The following is a 14,430-nucleotide window of genomic DNA, read 5'->3' as shown; positions in this document are numbered from 1 at the left end:
TTCCCCCGTGTGGTGCTCAAATGAGCGGTCTACCCCTGAACGAGTTTTCTGTACGTTCACACACGAGAAACAGTCCCGTTTCACGCCGTCCCTACCGTGGGCGCGGACTCATCCCACACCTCACCGACCGAGGAGAACAATGTCAACCAGATTCGGCAGGCTGGCGCGCGTCGCCGCCGCCGCGCTCGCGGGGGCCGGCCTCGCCGCGGGCTCGCTCGTCGCGACCCCGGCGTTCGCCAGCACCGACGGCACCGGTGTCGTCATCAACGAGGCCTACCTGTCCGGCGGGAGCGCCGGCGCCGCCTTCACGAACAAGTTCGTCGAGCTCTACAACCCCGGTGACAGCGCTGTCAGCCTGGCGGGATGGAGCATCCAGTACCGCCCGGCGACCGGGACGAGCGCATCGACCGGCGTCGTTCCGCTGACCGGCTCGATCGGCGCCAAGGGCTACTACCTCGTCGCCGGCGGGTCGAACGGAACGAACGGGCAGGCGCTGCCCGCCCCGGACGTGGCGAGCGGCGCCCTCAACCCGAGCGGCACGACGGGGACGCTGGTCCTCGCGAAGACCGCCTCGGCGCTGACGCTGCCGACCGGCTCGATCACGGGCGACGCGAACGTCGCCGACCTCCTCGGCTACGGAACGTCGAACACGTTCGAGAAGGCGAAGGCGACGGCGCCGTCGGGCAACACCGACGTCAAGTCGCTGGTTCGCACCAACTTTGCCGACACCGACGACAACAGCGCCGACTTCACCCTCAGCGCGACGATCACCCCGCAGAACGCCGCGAGCGCGCCGGGTGACCCGGGCGACCCCGGCGACCCCGGCACGCCGGGCGACGGCGCCACCACCCCGATCGCGGAGATCCAGGGCACCGGCGACACCAGCCCGAAGGCGGGCACGACGGTCACCACCGTCGGCGTCGTGACGGCGCAGTACGCGACCGGCGGCTTCAACGGCTTCTACATCCAGACACCCGGCACGGGCGGCGCAATCGACCTCCCGACGCACACGGCCTCCGACGCGGTCTTCGTCTACGGCTCGTCCTTCGCCGGGACGGTCGCCGCGGGCGACTACGTGAAGGTCACCGGAGCGGTCAGCGAGTTCAACGGGCTGACCGAGATCACGGCGACGGGCGTCACCAAGCTCGACGCGTCGACGGTCACCGCGCCGGTGCCGGCCACGGTCGGCCTGCCGGGAACGGCCGCCCAGCGGGAGAGCCTCGAGGGCATGCTGCTCGCGCCGCAGGGCGCGTTCACCGTCACCGACGTCTACGCTGCCAACCAGTACGGCGAGATCGGCCTCGCCGCCGGCGACAAGCCGCTGGTGCAGCCGACCGAGGCGGCCCGTCCGGGTTCGCCTGAGTACGCCGCGGTCGTCGCGGACAACGCGGCCCGCGCGGTCACGCTCGACGACGGCGCCTCGACCAACTTCCTGAGCGCGGCCAACAAGTCGAAGCCGCTCCCGTACCTCTCGCTGAGCAACCCGGTCCGCGTCGGCGAGCCGGTCGCGTTCACGAAGCCGGTCGTGCTCGACTACCGCAACAACGCCTGGAAGTTCCAGCCGACCGGCGAGCTCACGCCGGCCAACGCCGATGCCGTGCAGCCGGTCACGTTCACGAACACCCGGACCGCCGCCCCAGAGAACGTCGGAGGCGACCTGCGGCTCGCGACGTTCAACGTCCTGAACTACTTCACCACGACGGGCGACCAGCTCAGCGGCTGCACCTTCTACACCGACCGCGACGGCAACCCCATCACGGTCAACAGCGGATGCGACGCTCGCGGCGCCGCCGATGCGGCCAACCTCAAGCGCCAGCAGGACAAGATCGTCGCGGCGATCAACGGCCTGAGCGCCGACGTGGTGTCGCTGGAGGAGATCGAGAACTCTGCCCGCTTCGGCGAGAACCGTGACTCCGCTCTCGCGAGCCTGGTCACCGCGCTGAACGCGGCCGCCGGATCCGAGGTGTGGGCGTACGTGAAGTCGCCGGCGACCCTCCCGGCGACGGAGGACGTCATCCGCACCGCGTTCATCTACAAGAAGGCGAACGCCACCCCGGTCGGCGACGCGAAGATCCTCGACGACCCGGCGTTCTCGAACGCACGCCAGCCGCTCGCCCAGGCCTTCAAGAAGGTCGGCGCGAAGGACTCGTCCGCGTTCCTCGCCATCGTCAACCACTTCAAGTCGAAGGGGTCCGGCACCGGCGCGGACGCCGACCAGGGCGACGGCCAGGGAGCGTCGAACGCCTCCCGCGTCAAGCAGGCCACCGCCCTCGTCGCGTTCGCGGACGAGCGCAAGGCCGCGCTGAAGACCGACAAGGTGCTCCTCATCGGCGACTTCAACGCGTACCTGAAGGAGGACCCGATCAAGGTCCTCACGGACGCCGGCTACGTCGACCAGGTCAGCACCCGCACGGCGAAGGCGACCTACTCCTTCGGCGGAACGGTCGGCTCGCTCGACCACGTGCTGGCATCCCCGGCGGCCAATGCGGCCATCGCGGGCGCGGACGTGTGGAACATCAACTCGGGCGAGTCGGTGGCGCTGGAGTACAGCCGCTACAACTACAACGTCACGAACTTCTACGCGGCCGACCCCTACCGGTCGAGCGACCACGACCCGATCGTCGTCGGCCTCGGCCTCACGGCGAAGCCGGTCACCCTCAACCTGCTGAACATCAACGACTTCCACGGCAGGATCGACGCCAACACCGTGAAGTTCGCGGGCACGATCGAGAAGCTCAAGGCGGAGTCGGGCGAGGCCAACTCGCTCTTCCTCTCCAGCGGCGACAACATCGGCGCATCGCTGTTCGCCTCGGCGACGGCGGGCGACATCCCGACCATCGACGTGCTGAACACGCTGCAGCTGAAGACGAGCGCCGTGGGCAATCACGAGTTCGACAAGGGCTACGCCGACCTCACCGGACGCGTGAAGGATGCGGCCGACTTCTCGTACCTCGGCGCCAACGTGTACGAGAAGGGCACGACGACCCCGGCCCTTCCCGAGTACGCCACCTTCGACATCGACGGGCTGACCGTCGGCGTCATCGGAGCCGTCACGCAGGAGACCCCGACGCTCGTCTCGCCGGGCGGCGTCTCGTCGCTCGACTTCGGCGACCCGGTGGATGCGGTCAACCGCGTCGCCGGTGAGCTGACCGACGGCGACCCCGCCAACGGCGAAGCCGACGTGCTGGTCGCGGAGTACCACGAGGGCGCCGGCTTCGGCACGCCGGAGGGGGCGACGCTCGACCAGGAGGTCGCCGCAGGCGGCGCGTTCGCGGAGATCGTCACCAAGACGAGCGCGAAGGTCGCCGCGATCTTCACCGGCCACACGCACAAGCAGTACGCCTGGGACGCCCCGGTGCCGGGAGTCGACGGTAAGACCCGCCCGATCCTCCAGACCGGCAGCTACGGCGAGAACATCGGCCAGGTGAAGCTGACGGTGGACCCGGAGACCGAGAAGGTCACCTCGTACACCGCCCGCAACGTCGCCAGGACCACCGACGCCGACGCCGCCCTCGTCGCCGCGTACCCGCGGGTCGCCGCCGTCAAGACGATCGTCGACAAGGCGCTCGCCGACGCGGCTGTGATCGGCAACCAGAAGGTCGGCTCGGTGACGAAGGACATCACCACCGCCTACCTCAACGGAGCGCGCGACGACCGTTCGAGCGAGTCGACCCTGGGCAACCTGGTCGCCGACTCGCTGCTGTCCACTCTCTCCTCGCAGGAGCTCGGCGGCGCCGAGATCGGCGTGGTGAACCCGGGCGGACTGCGGGCGGAGCTGCTGTACGGCACCGACGGGACCGTCACCTACGCGCAGGCCAACGCGGTGCTGCCGTTCGTGAACAACCTGTGGACCACGTCCCTCACCGGGGCGCAGTTCAAGCAGGCGCTCGAGCAGCAGTGGCAGCGGAACGCCGACGGCACCGTGCCGAGCCGGCCGTTCCTCAACCTGGGACTGTCGAAGAACGTCAGCTACACGTACGACGCCTCCCGGCCGGAGGGCGACCGCATCACGAGCATCGTCGTGAACGGCCAGCCGATCGACCCGGCGAAGTCGTACCGCATCGGGTCCTTCTCGTTCCTCCTCCAGGGCGGCGACAACTTCCGCGCCTTCGCGGCGGGGGCCAACACGAAGGACTCCGGGCTGATCGACCGCGACGCGTGGATCAGCTACATCCAGAAGAACAGCCCGCTCTCGCCCAGCTTCGCCAAGCGCGGCGTCGCCGTGAGCGGCGTGCCGACCGGGACGCTGCAGCGCGGTCAGCAGGTCACCCTCCAGGTGTCCAAGCTGAACCTGACCTCGCTCGGCAGCCCGGCGAACACGAAGCTCGACCTCACCTGGAACGGCTCGGCCCCGATCGGCTCGGTGCCGGTGGATGCCGCGGGCAGCGCGACCGTCGCCTTCACCGTCCCGGCGGACGCGGCCGGCGCGAGTGCGCTCGTGCTGACCGCTCCCGACTCGGGCACGACGGTCCGCGTCCCGCTCACCGTGGCGGACGCCCCGACCAACCCGAAGCCGGGAACCGACCCGAAGGCGGCCAAGGAGTCGGCGCTCAAGAAGGCGCTCGAAGACAAGGTCACCGTCGACAAGGACACCTACCGCCCCGGTGACGCGATCCGGGTGACCGTCGGCGCGAAGCACGCCGGTGAGTGGGTGTCGGTCTGGCTGTACTCGAAGCCGCAGAACCTCAGCGGGGGATGGGTGCAGGTGCCGGCGGACGGCGTGCTGACACTCACCCTTCCGAAGGATGCGGGCAACGGTCAGCACAAGCTGTCGGTGCAGGACGCGTCCAACCAGGTGATCGGCTGGACCGCCCTGAAGGTGAAGGCCGACAAGCCGCACACGGGCATCCCGGTCATCGACTGGCTGCTCGACCTGCTGGACCGCCTCTTCGGCTGGTTCTAGCGACACCCTGACGGATGCCGGGCACGCGGGCGCGTGCCCGGCATCCGTGCGTTCGGGGGGCCGTGCGCCGGGGTGTCGGTTACTCGAAATAGAGATGCGTGTGCAGCCGGCAGCCGGGGTTGAAGCCGGCGCCGCACTCCGGGCAGTCGTCGGTGGCGAGGTACTCGGCGATGGTCAGTTCGTGGCCGCAGACGCCGCACAGCACGGCGCGCTGGTCCCGGCGGTCGGCGGGCCACTGCCGGGCGGGGTGTCCGGCCGCCTCGGCGTGGCACAGGTGGCACGGGTAGTACTCACCGCAGCACGCGAAGCGGATCGCGATCACGTCGAGGGGCGACCGGTAGTGGATGCAGCGTGTCTCGTCGTCGACGACCGCGCCGAGCACCGGGGGCCGGCCGTTCATCGCACACCCCGCGCCGCGAGCGCCTCGCCGAGCTGGTCGGCGTGCTTGAGCGACAGGATGAGGAAGGGCACCGCGAAGAAGCGCAGTCCCGGCCGGGCACCTCGCGCGCGTTGCGCCTCGCGGACGTCGCCCGCCAGCCGCCCGAGCACCGGCACCGTGGTCAGCGCGACCGTGAGCAGCACCGCCGCCCGCCCGGAGTCGAACCCGAAGCGGTCGAGCGGTCGCAGCCCGCGCTCGACGGCGTCCAGGAGGTCGCCGACCCGCGTGGTGAGCACCAGCAGACCGGCGAGCACGACGGCGGCGGTCACGCGCGCGGTGTTGGACACCGCCGGTTCCGGCCCGAGGAAGATCAGCTGGGCCGCGAGCGTGACGACGATGAGCCAGCGCAGGGCGACGAGCTGGCGAGCGAGTTCGCGCATCCCGAGCATCCCGTCCCGCAGCCCGGCGACCGCGTACGCGACGACCGCGGTGCCAGCGGCCACCCCCACCGCCCACCACGCGGAGGGGAGCAGCGAGACGGCGAGCACGACGACGAGCAGCAGGAGCAGCTTCGGGCCCGCGGGGAGGCGGTGCAGGAGGCCGTCGCCGGGGCGGTAGAGGCTCAGCATGCGAGCGCCGCTTCGTAGTCCGCGATGACCTCCGCGGGTCGTCCGACCGCCTCCACCCGGCCGCCGGCGAACAGCACGGCGGCCCCGCAGCGCTCGGCGAGCGCCAGGTCGTGGGTGACGAGCACCAGGCGGTGCCCGGTGTCGGCCAGCAGATGGTCGGAGACGCGGCGCGCGTTGCGGGCGTCGAGGTACGTCGTCGGCTCGTCGGCGACGACCAGCTCGGGCTCGCGGACGAACGCACCGGCGAGGGCGAGGAGCTGCTTCTGGCCGCCCGACAGGTCGTGCGACGAGCGCTCACGCAGCGCGGAGAGCCCGAAGCGCTCGAGCGCCGCATCCACCCGCCGTCGCAGCTCGTCGCGGCCGAGGCGCTCGGGCCGGAGCGAGAAGGCGACGTCCTCCGCGACGGTCGGCATCACGATCTGAGCGTCGGGGTTGCTGAACACCACGGCGACGCGCCGCCGGAGCTCGGCGGCCTGCCGCACCGGGTCGAGGCCGAGGATGCGGGTGACGCCGGCGCCCGGGGCGACCAGCCCGGCGAGCAGGCGGGCGAAGGTCGACTTGCCGGAGCCGTTCTCGCCGATCACCGCGACGGTGCGCGCGTCGAGGGCCAGGCTGACGTCGCGGAGCGCGTCCACCTCACCGAGGCGAACGCCGACGCCGTCCAGCCGCAGGGCGGGGACGGCGTCCGGCGCGGGGAGGCTGCCGGGCATCGGGACGCGTCCGGTCACGGGACGCTCGAGTCCGCCGGAGCCGGGGCGTCGGCCGCCACGCCGCGCTGGTCGGTCACCCAGGTGCGGCGGAAGGCCCGCGGGTACGCGCGCACCAGGGTGGTCACCACCGCGGTCGCGATGACGGCCTTCACCAGGTCGCCCGGTACGAAGACGAGGCTCATGAGGGCGGTGGCGTCGAGCGGCAGACGGGTCACCAGGCTCTGCACGGGAACGCCGAACAGGTAGACGACGAGGATGCCGCCCACGATCATCCCGAGCAGCGTCCGCCACCAGACCGGCGTGCGGCGGCCGGCGTGCACGATCAGGCCGATGACGAGCGCGCCGGCGATCCAGCCGAACAGGTAGCCGGCCGACGGTCCGACGAAGGCGCCGATGCCGCCGTGGCCGCCCGCGAGCAGGGGGAGTCCGACGGCGACCAGAGCGAGCAGCACGGCCATGCTCAGTGCTCCGAGCCATGGGCCGAGGATGGCGCCGGCCAGCATCACGCCGAGAGTCTGGGCGGTGATCGGCACCGAGCCGAAGACGGTCACGCCGGACGGCAGGCCGAGCACCGCGACGAGCGCGGCGAAGACGGCGACGCGCGCCAGGTCGGTCGCGTCGAGGCGGCGGCGAGGGGCGATGGGGGTGCTGACGGTCATGCGGACATCCTTACCTGAACACTGTTCACCTGAACGGTGTTCACTATAGTGAGAACGTGGCAGGGAACGAAACCGGACGGCGGCACTCGCGCGACGATGTGGCGGAGGCCGCTCTGCGCATCCTCGACGACCTCGGGCTGCCCGACCTGACCATGCGGCGGCTGGCGGCATCCCTGGATGTGCAGCCGAGCGCGCTCTACTGGCACTTCCCGAACAAGCAGACGCTGCTCGCCGAGCTCGCCGACCGCATCGTCGCGACGCGGCCGGAGGGGAGTGCTGCCGGTAAGGACGCGGGCCCGGAGGCTGCGGGCGGCGCCGACACGGACTGGGCGGATTCCGTCCGCTCGGAGGCCGCCGCCCTGCGCGACGCCCTGCTGGCGTACCGCGACGGCGCCGAGGTGGTCTCCAGCACCCTGGCGCTCGGCCTGGGGTCGCCGGAGACGGTGGACCGCTTCGCCCGCGCGGTCGCGCGGGGCGGCTTCGACGCCGAGACCTCCCGCCGCGCCGCGACCGCGCTGCTGCACTTCGTGCTGGGCCACGTCTCGCACGAGCAGCAGCGCCTGCAGTACGACTCGCTCGGCGTGCTGGCCACGGGCGACAGCTCCCCGCTCGACGAGGACGACCCCGCCGCGGCGTTCGCCTTCGGCGTCGACCTGCTGGTCGGCGGACTGGAGCTCAGTCGCTCCCGAAGGTGACCTTCCAGCCGCCCACGACGTGGACGGCGAGGTTGAACAGGGCGGCGAAGATCGCCCCGAGCGCGGACACCACGATGACCTCGAGCAGTGCGACCACGAGCGTGAACGTCATCACATTGGGGAAGGTCAGGCCGGCGACGAGGTCGGCGCCCTGCGCCCCCGCGATGTCCTCGAGGAAGTTGCTGGCGGCGGCGACCAGGCCGAAACGTTCGAGCGCGCTCCAGATGAGCAGGCCGATCACCACGGTGATCGCCGCAACGATGATGCTGACCAGGAACGACATCTTCAGCGCCGACCAGAAGTCGATGTACACCAGCCGCATCGTCGCGCGCTTCTTCTGCTTGCTGCCCCGAGACGGCATCCGGCCTCCCCCTGTTGCTCCCGCCGTCTCCGGCGTTCCCCGTCGGCCAAGTCTAGGGGACCGTGCCCCGGCCGACCCGCTGGGCGTCCTCCGAGAGTCCATACCGATCGTCCGGTTCTGGAGTAGAATATAGAGGTATTCCGGCGCGGCCGTAGCGGATTGGGGGCGCTGCGGCCGGGTCGGACCGGCCCGTCGGTCCGGCCCGTCTCAGTGGATCAGGTCGGGCAGGCGACGCAGTCGCTCGAGCTCGCCCGGCGGCACGATTCCGGGGAGCAGGACCGTCCACAGATCGCGCAGGCGCTCCAGCAGGTCGGCCCGGCGCGCCACCGTCTCCGAGACCAGCTGCACGCCGGTGTACGCCGGGACGACGACGCTCGCCAGCATCCCCGGGTCGAGGTCCGGACGGAGATCGCCCTCCTCGGCGGCCTGGCGGAACAGGGCCTCCGTGGTCCGCAGCCAGTCCTCGTAGGGCTCCGTCACCGGGGGATCGAACATCGACACGTCCGTGGTCAGCCGGATCCCCGCCTGCACCACGGGGTCCGTCAGCAGCTGGTGCGCGAGCACTGCGCTCAGCCGCACAACGGTTTCGAGCCCCGGGAGGCCCTGCTCGACCACCTCGGCGGCCGCGACCATCGTCCGCCGGTGCTGCTCGGTGATCACCGCGCGGGCCAGCTCGTCCTTCGACGGGAAGTGGAAGTACAGCGCGCCCTTGGTCACGCCCGCCTCGGCGGCGATGTCGGCGATCGAGGCGAGGCCGTACCCCCGGCGGCCGAACACCGCGGCGGCTCCGGAGACGATCGTCCCCCGCGTCACCTGGGCCCGCTCCTGCTTCACCATGATGCGCTCACGTTAACGCACAGTTGCTCCGGGGAGGATGCGACGATTCACCTCCCCGGCGTAGCGTTGGGTCTGCCGGGCCGTTCGCTGCGGGCCGGAAGCACCGCATCCGAATCGAGGGGAGACCGCTGTGCCCACAGTCGCCGATACCGCTGTCGAGATCCTGAGGGATTCGGGGGTGACCCGCATCTACGGCATCCCCGGAGACTCGCTCAACGGTTTCACCGACGCCATCCGCCGCACCGACGGCGTGACGTGGGAGCACGTGCGGCACGAGGAGGCGGCGGCCTTCGCGGCCTCCGCCGAGGCGGCGCTGACCGGCGAGCTCGCCGTCTGCGCCGGCAGCTGCGGCCCGGGCAACACCCACCTCATCAACGGTCTCTACGACGCCAACCGCAGCCGCGTCCCCGTGCTCGCCATCGCCGCCCAGATCCCGGGCGCCGAGATCGGCAGCGCGTACTTCCAGGAGACGCACCCGCAGGACCTGTTCCGCGAGGCGAGCGTCTACACCGAGCTTGTCAGCCAGGCGGACCAGATGCCGCGGGTCCTCGAGATCGCCATGCGCACCGCCATCGAGCGCCGGGGCGTCGCCGTGATCGTCGTGCCCGGCGACATCTTCCTCGCCGACAGCGCCGGCCGCAAGAAGTCGGCCCCGATCACGTTCTCGCCGCGCGTCACCCGGCCGACCGACCCCGAGCTGCAGGCCGCCGCCGACATCCTCAACGACGCCAAGCGGGTCACCATCCTCGCCGGAGCAGGAGCCGAGGGCGCGCACGCGCAGCTGGTCGGCCTCGCCGGTGCCCTCCAGGCGCCCATCGTGCACGCGATGCGCGGCAAGGAGTTCATCGAGTACGACAACCCCTACGACGTGGGGATGACGGGCCTGCTCGGCTTCTCCTCCGGCTACCGGGCGATGGAGTCGTGCGATGTGCTCCTCATGCTCGGGACCGACTTCCCGTACCAGCAGTTCTTCCCGTCGAAGGCGAAGGTCATCCAGGTCGACATCCGGGGTGAGAACCTCGGTCGCCGGGTCCCGCTCGACCTCGGCCTCGTCGGCAGCGTGCGGGACACGGCCGAGGCGCTGCTGCCGCTGCTGAAAGGCCGAAAGGACCGCAAGCACCTCGACGCATCGCTCTCGCACTACGCCAAGACCCGGAAGAGTCTGGACGACCTGGCGGTCAACGACCGCAACCGCACGCCCATCCACCCGCAGTACGTCGCCCGGCTGGTGAGCGAGCTGGCTGCGGAGGACGCCGTGTTCATCCCGGATGTCGGATCGCCGGTCGTCTGGGCGGCACGCTACCTGCGCATGAACGGACGCCGGCGACTGATCGGCTCGTTCTCGCACGGCAGCATGGCGAACGCCCTCCCGCAGGCGATCGGGGCGCAGACGGCGTTCCCGGGCCGGCAGGTGGTCGCGCTCGCCGGAGACGGCGGCCTGGCCATGCTGCTCGGCGAGCTGCTGACGCTCCGGCAGAACAAGCTGCCCGTGAAGATCGTGGTCTTCAACAACTCGTCGCTGAACTTCGTCGAAGTCGAGATGAAGGCGGCGGGGTTCGTCAACTTCGGCACCGGGCTGGAGAACCCGGACTTCGGTGAGGTCGCCCGGGCCATCGGACTGCACGGCCAGCGCGTCGAGAAGCCGGACGACCTCGAGGACGCCCTGCGCACGGCCTTCGCCCACGACGGCCCGGCGCTGGTGGAGGTCGTGACCGCCCGTCAGGAGCTCAGCATCCCGCCCGCGATCACGGCGAAGCAGGTCAGCGGGTTCACGCTGTACGCGCTCAGGACGATCATGAGCGGACGCGGCGACGAGCTGATCGACCTGGCCGACACGAACGTCTTCCGGCGCCTGTTCGACTGACATCGCCGGTATTTTCTCGTTCCTCCGTTATCAAACGGTGTACTGACCCGTCTACAGAGTGACGGCTGCCTTCGAACGGCGGTCGTGACGAAGGGACGGATCATGCACGCAACTCGAAGAATCGTTCACCCCGCGGTCAGAAGGGGCCGCGGTGCCAGGTGGTTGGCGGCCGCGGCCGCGTCGGCCGCGCTCGCCGCGTCCCTGCTGACGGCCGCGCCCGCGTCCGCCGCACCGAACGGCTACCTCGCGCTCGGCGACTCGTATGCCACAGGCCAGGCGATCGGCGGTGCGAAGGGAGCGGATCCGGCATGCTTGCGGTCCCCGGCGAGCTACCCCTCGCAGATCGCGGCCGACTTCGGCCTCGCCCTCACCGACAACACCTGCAGCGGCGCGGTGCTGGACGACGTGTTCAGCACGTCGTCGGCCGGCCGGCCACCGCAGGCCGGCGCGCCGGCGGACTCGATCGGACTGATCACCCTCTCGATGGGCGGCAACGACCTCGGCTTCCGCTCGGTGCTCACGAACTGCCTCGCCGTCTCGGCGACGGGACCGATCACCGACGGGGCGGCGTCCTGCCGCGAGAAGCACACCAGCGGGGGCGTCGACGACATCGTTCAGAAGCTGACGAACGAGGTGACGCCGAAGTTCGAGGCGACGCTCGCGAAGCTGAGGACCACCTACCCGAAGGCCCGCATCCTCGTCGTCGGTTACCTGCCTCTCATGCCGGATGCCGCTCACACCCCGGCCGGCGGCTGCTTCCAGAAGCTGACGCTGCAGGGGACGACCTTCCCGTTCGTCACAACGGACCTCGAGTGGATGCACTCGGTGCAGCGCACCGTCGACGTCCAGTTTCAGCAGGCGGCGGAGAACACGGGCGCGGAGTACCTGTCGCAGCTGACGACGGCCGCCGACCACACGGTCTGTTCCGCATCCGGGCAGCCGTACATCGGATCGCTCGAGCTGAAGGGCCTCTCCGGAGCGACCCCGCAGTCCTTCCACCCCAATGCAGCGGGCCTGAAGGCGACAGGCCAGGCCGTCGCGGCGGCACTCCAGCCGCGAGATGCGTTCCAGGGCATCCGCGGCCAGCTCGCGCCCCTCGGCGGCGACCAGTACCAGCTGCAGATCATTGTGCCGCGCAGCCTGACGTCCGTGCCGGACGTTGCCGCGACGAAGAACGGCGAGTACCTGGGAACCGTGAAGGGCTCCGAGTACTACTACCTGTACCAGCGCACCGGGGCCGCAACGCGCACCTACTACAACACGATCACGGTCACGCCGGGCGATCAGGTCGAGCTGCGCGTCCACCAGAACGGCACGAGACAGGTGCTCACTTCGCTCCCGGACTCCTTCCAGGGGGTGACGGGCCAGCTCGTGCACACGGGCGGCACGTCCTCCGTGCTGGAAATCTGGGTGCCGATCAACACGCTGTACACCACCCCCGGGGTGACGGCACGGAACAACGGGCACTACCTCTCGCACGTGGCCGGTGAGCACGCCTGGTATCTCTCGCTGTCGAGCGTCCCCGGTTACCGGGTGTACCGCCAAGCCGTGACGGTGAACCCGGGCGACGTCGTCACCCTCGATGTGGGCGGCACGGGGGAGAAGCAGACGCTGAGCTAGTTGATGCAGACCGTGGAGCTGTAGTTGGCGGCCGGGCCGGACGGGGTGGGTGCGGGCGCCGGCGGGGCGGTCGCCGCTCCGCCCGCGGACGGGGCGGCCGGCATGATGCCGTCGTCGCCGAGGATCACGGTGACCGTGCTCACGCCGGAGGTCTCCTGCACGGCCGCGCCCGGCAGGAACGCGGCGACGGCCTTGGCCTGCGCCTCCTGGCCGGCCGGGTACTGGATGACGGTGGTCGCGCGGGTGTCCGCGTCGCCAGGGGTTCCGGTCTTGAAACCGGCGGCGGCGAGGGTCTGCGTCGCCGTCGTCGCGGCGCCGTTCGCACTGCCGCCGTTGAGCACGGTCACGCTGGTGTCCGCCGGCTTCGCCGCCGTCGCCTTGTCGTAGGCCGTCGGCGTCCCCATCAGGCTCTGGATGAACGCGGGCATCGCCGCTGTGTCCACCTCGACGATCGAGAGGTCCGACCCGTCCACGGTGATCGTCGGCGTGCCGGAGATCGGGATGGTGGCGGATTGGATCTTGCCGCCGGTCAGGCCCTGCAGCTGGGCGGCCAGCTGCAGGAAGTTCAGGCCGGGATCGGTCTCCAGCGAGCCGCTCACCGCATCCAGCACCTTCGTCAGCTTGCCGGGGTCGAGCAGCGTCCCGGCGGAGAGGAACTTGTGCGCCTCCACCGACAGGAAGTACTGCTGCCGCACCACGCGGTCGAGGTCGCCGCGCGGGAGGCCGTGCCGCTGACGCACGAACGACAGCGCCTGCTTCGCGTCGAGGGTCGACACTCCTGCGGGGAAGTTCGCTCCGGAGTAGGGGTCGTCGACCGCGTTGTTGAGGCAGACCTGTACGGGGCCGAGTGCCTGCGCGATCGTGTAGAACCCGAGAAGCGAGACGCGGACGTAGTGGTCGATGCTCAGGCCGGTGAGGTTCTGCACGGTCTGGATGAGGAGCTTCGCACCACTGGAGGCATCGGTCGCACCGCCGCCGAGCGAGAAGGCGGCGTTGAGCTTGTTCATGCCGTGGCCGGGCACATCCACCCAGGAGTCGCGCGGCAGCGAGATCAGGGTCGCCGACTTCCCGTTCGCGGGGATGTGCAGGATCATCATCGTGTCGGTGTTGGTCCCGCCGCCGTCGTCGGTCGTGCTCAGCTGATCGAGCTCGGCCTGCGACGCGCCGTCCGGCCGGTGGTCGTCGCCGACGAGCAGGATGTTCTGGTCCTGGCCGTCCACGTCGTTGGCGGGCTTGGAGATCACGTCGACGTGCTTGACGCCGCCGACGAACCGGAAGTAGCTGTAGGCGGCGTACCCGCCGACGACGACCAGGATGACCGCGAGGGCCGCGGCGGTCCAGCCGATGATGCGCTTCGCGCGGCGGTGCTTGCGCGGACCCTTGCCACGTCGGCCGCCCGGGGGCGGGGTGGGGGTGCCGTCGTCGCCGGCTCCGCCGCTACCGCCACGGCCGTTTCCGTTACCGCCGTTACCGCCGCCGGGCCCGCCCCGGCGTCCCGCGCCGTCGCCGCCGAGACCCGGGGCGTCGCCGCCGAGCCCGAACGGGTCGAACGGCGCGCCGCCGCTCCCGGTCGGCACGCCCGAGGCCGGTCTGGTCGCGCGCACGGGCCGGCGCGGGTCGGCCGACGGCGCGCGGCCGAAGACCTGCGTCGGCGGCATCTGCTGGTCGCTGCCGCCGGCACCGGGCTCTGAGGCGGGGAAGTTCGGGCGTCGCACACCGAAACGCTAGGGGGCGGCGGCTTGGAACCGCCTGGTTTCGCGCGGTGTTCCCGAG

Annotated in this window: 11 protein-coding genes; 4 read left to right on the top strand and 7 right to left on the bottom strand. The window is 70.9% G+C overall.

Translation table 11 applies throughout. From position 1 onward, the window contains the following. Positions 1 to 139 precede the first annotated feature (139 nt). The gene (locus BJ963_RS10280) at positions 140 to 4,903 is read left to right on the top strand and encodes an ExeM/NucH family extracellular endonuclease (protein ID WP_179456402.1); all 4,764 of its coding nucleotides are present in this window, start codon (positions 140 to 142) and stop codon (positions 4,901 to 4,903) included. A gap of 79 nt (positions 4,904 to 4,982) precedes the next feature. On the opposite strand, the gene BJ963_RS10275 is transcribed toward BJ963_RS10280, so the two are convergent. Genes BJ963_RS10275 through BJ963_RS10260 form a run of 4 tightly spaced genes read right to left on the bottom strand, consistent with a single transcriptional unit; the run spans position 4,983 to position 7,280 of the window. Continuing rightward, positions 4,983 to 5,303 (bottom strand): CHY zinc finger protein, encoded by a 321-nt coding sequence (locus tag BJ963_RS10275; RefSeq protein ID WP_179456399.1) that lies wholly within the window; start codon positions 5,301 to 5,303, stop codon positions 4,983 to 4,985. Then, positions 5,300 to 5,911 (bottom strand): energy-coupling factor transporter transmembrane component T family protein, encoded by a 612-nt coding sequence (locus tag BJ963_RS10270; RefSeq protein WP_179456397.1) that lies wholly within the window; start codon positions 5,909 to 5,911, stop codon positions 5,300 to 5,302. Before BJ963_RS10270 ends, BJ963_RS10275 begins: the two co-directional genes overlap by 4 nt. Continuing rightward, positions 5,905 to 6,621 (bottom strand): energy-coupling factor ABC transporter ATP-binding protein, encoded by a 717-nt coding sequence (locus BJ963_RS10265; RefSeq protein ID WP_179458098.1) that lies wholly within the window; start codon positions 6,619 to 6,621, stop codon positions 5,905 to 5,907. Before BJ963_RS10265 ends, BJ963_RS10270 begins: the two co-directional genes overlap by 7 nt. A 14-nt stretch (positions 6,622 to 6,635) precedes the next feature. Beyond that, the gene (locus BJ963_RS10260) at positions 6,636 to 7,280 is read right to left on the bottom strand and encodes a biotin transporter BioY (RefSeq protein WP_179456395.1); all 645 of its coding nucleotides are present in this window, start codon (positions 7,278 to 7,280) and stop codon (positions 6,636 to 6,638) included. A gap of 152 nt (positions 7,281 to 7,432) precedes the next feature. On the opposite strand from BJ963_RS10260, the gene BJ963_RS10255 reads away from it, so the two are divergent. After that, positions 7,433 to 7,975, top strand: coding sequence for a TetR/AcrR family transcriptional regulator C-terminal domain-containing protein (locus tag BJ963_RS10255; protein WP_246298243.1), 543 nt, complete (start codon positions 7,433 to 7,435; stop codon positions 7,973 to 7,975). Here BJ963_RS10255 and BJ963_RS10250 read toward each other — a convergent pair. Together BJ963_RS10250 and BJ963_RS10245 are read right to left on the bottom strand one after the other, a co-directional pair. After that, a complete protein-coding gene (locus BJ963_RS10250; RefSeq protein ID WP_179456391.1) occupies positions 7,956 to 8,336 on the bottom strand; it encodes a DUF3566 domain-containing protein in 381 nt (126 codons plus the stop codon). The two genes, BJ963_RS10255 and BJ963_RS10250, sit on opposite strands and share 20 nt — an antisense overlap. A 207-nt stretch (positions 8,337 to 8,543) precedes the next feature. Next, positions 8,544 to 9,173, bottom strand: coding sequence for a ScbR family autoregulator-binding transcription factor (locus tag BJ963_RS10245; RefSeq protein WP_179456390.1), 630 nt, complete (start codon positions 9,171 to 9,173; stop codon positions 8,544 to 8,546). A 130-nt stretch (positions 9,174 to 9,303) separates the two neighbouring features. Here BJ963_RS10245 and poxB point away from each other — a divergent pair, with 130 nt between their 5' ends. Together poxB and BJ963_RS10235 are read left to right on the top strand one after the other, a co-directional pair. Then, entirely contained in the window at positions 9,304 to 11,037 is a 1,734-nt protein-coding gene (gene poxB / locus BJ963_RS10240; RefSeq protein ID WP_179456388.1) for a ubiquinone-dependent pyruvate dehydrogenase, read from the top strand. 162 nt (positions 11,038 to 11,199) lie between these two features. Then, entirely contained in the window at positions 11,200 to 12,657 is a 1,458-nt protein-coding gene (locus BJ963_RS10235) for an SGNH/GDSL hydrolase family protein (RefSeq protein ID WP_179456386.1), read from the top strand. Here the strand turns inward: BJ963_RS10235 and BJ963_RS10230 are convergent. Then, the gene (locus BJ963_RS10230) at positions 12,654 to 14,372 is read right to left on the bottom strand and encodes an LCP family glycopolymer transferase (protein ID WP_179456384.1); all 1,719 of its coding nucleotides are present in this window, start codon (positions 14,370 to 14,372) and stop codon (positions 12,654 to 12,656) included. The genes BJ963_RS10235 and BJ963_RS10230 overlap by 4 nt on opposite strands. Between the last annotated feature and the right edge of the window lie 58 nt (positions 14,373 to 14,430).

The sequence above is a fragment of the Leifsonia soli genome, assembly GCF_013408745.1.
Classification (GTDB): domain Bacteria; phylum Actinomycetota; class Actinomycetes; order Actinomycetales; family Microbacteriaceae; genus Leifsonia; species Leifsonia soli.
Note: the sequence above shows the minus strand (reverse complement) of the source record. Positions and strands in the feature narration are given on the sequence as shown.

Coding starts and splice junctions, on each gene's coding strand:
- BJ963_RS10250 (WP_179456391.1), bottom strand. CDS start 8,336: ATGCCGTCTCGGGGCAGCAAGCAGAAGAAGCGCGCGACGATGCGGCTG.
- BJ963_RS10280 (WP_179456402.1), top strand. CDS start 140: ATGTCAACCAGATTCGGCAGGCTGGCGCGCGTCGCCGCCGCCGCGCTC.
- BJ963_RS10245 (WP_179456390.1), bottom strand. CDS start 9,173: ATGGTGAAGCAGGAGCGGGCCCAGGTGACGCGGGGGACGATCGTCTCC.
- BJ963_RS10275 (WP_179456399.1), bottom strand. CDS start 5,303: ATGAACGGCCGGCCCCCGGTGCTCGGCGCGGTCGTCGACGACGAGACA.
- BJ963_RS10265 (WP_179458098.1), bottom strand. CDS start 6,621: ATGCCCGGCAGCCTCCCCGCGCCGGACGCCGTCCCCGCCCTGCGGCTG.
- BJ963_RS10260 (WP_179456395.1), bottom strand. CDS start 7,280: ATGACCGTCAGCACCCCCATCGCCCCTCGCCGCCGCCTCGACGCGACC.
- BJ963_RS10270 (WP_179456397.1), bottom strand. CDS start 5,911: ATGCTGAGCCTCTACCGCCCCGGCGACGGCCTCCTGCACCGCCTCCCC.
- BJ963_RS10255 (WP_246298243.1), top strand. CDS start 7,433: ATGCGGCGGCTGGCGGCATCCCTGGATGTGCAGCCGAGCGCGCTCTAC.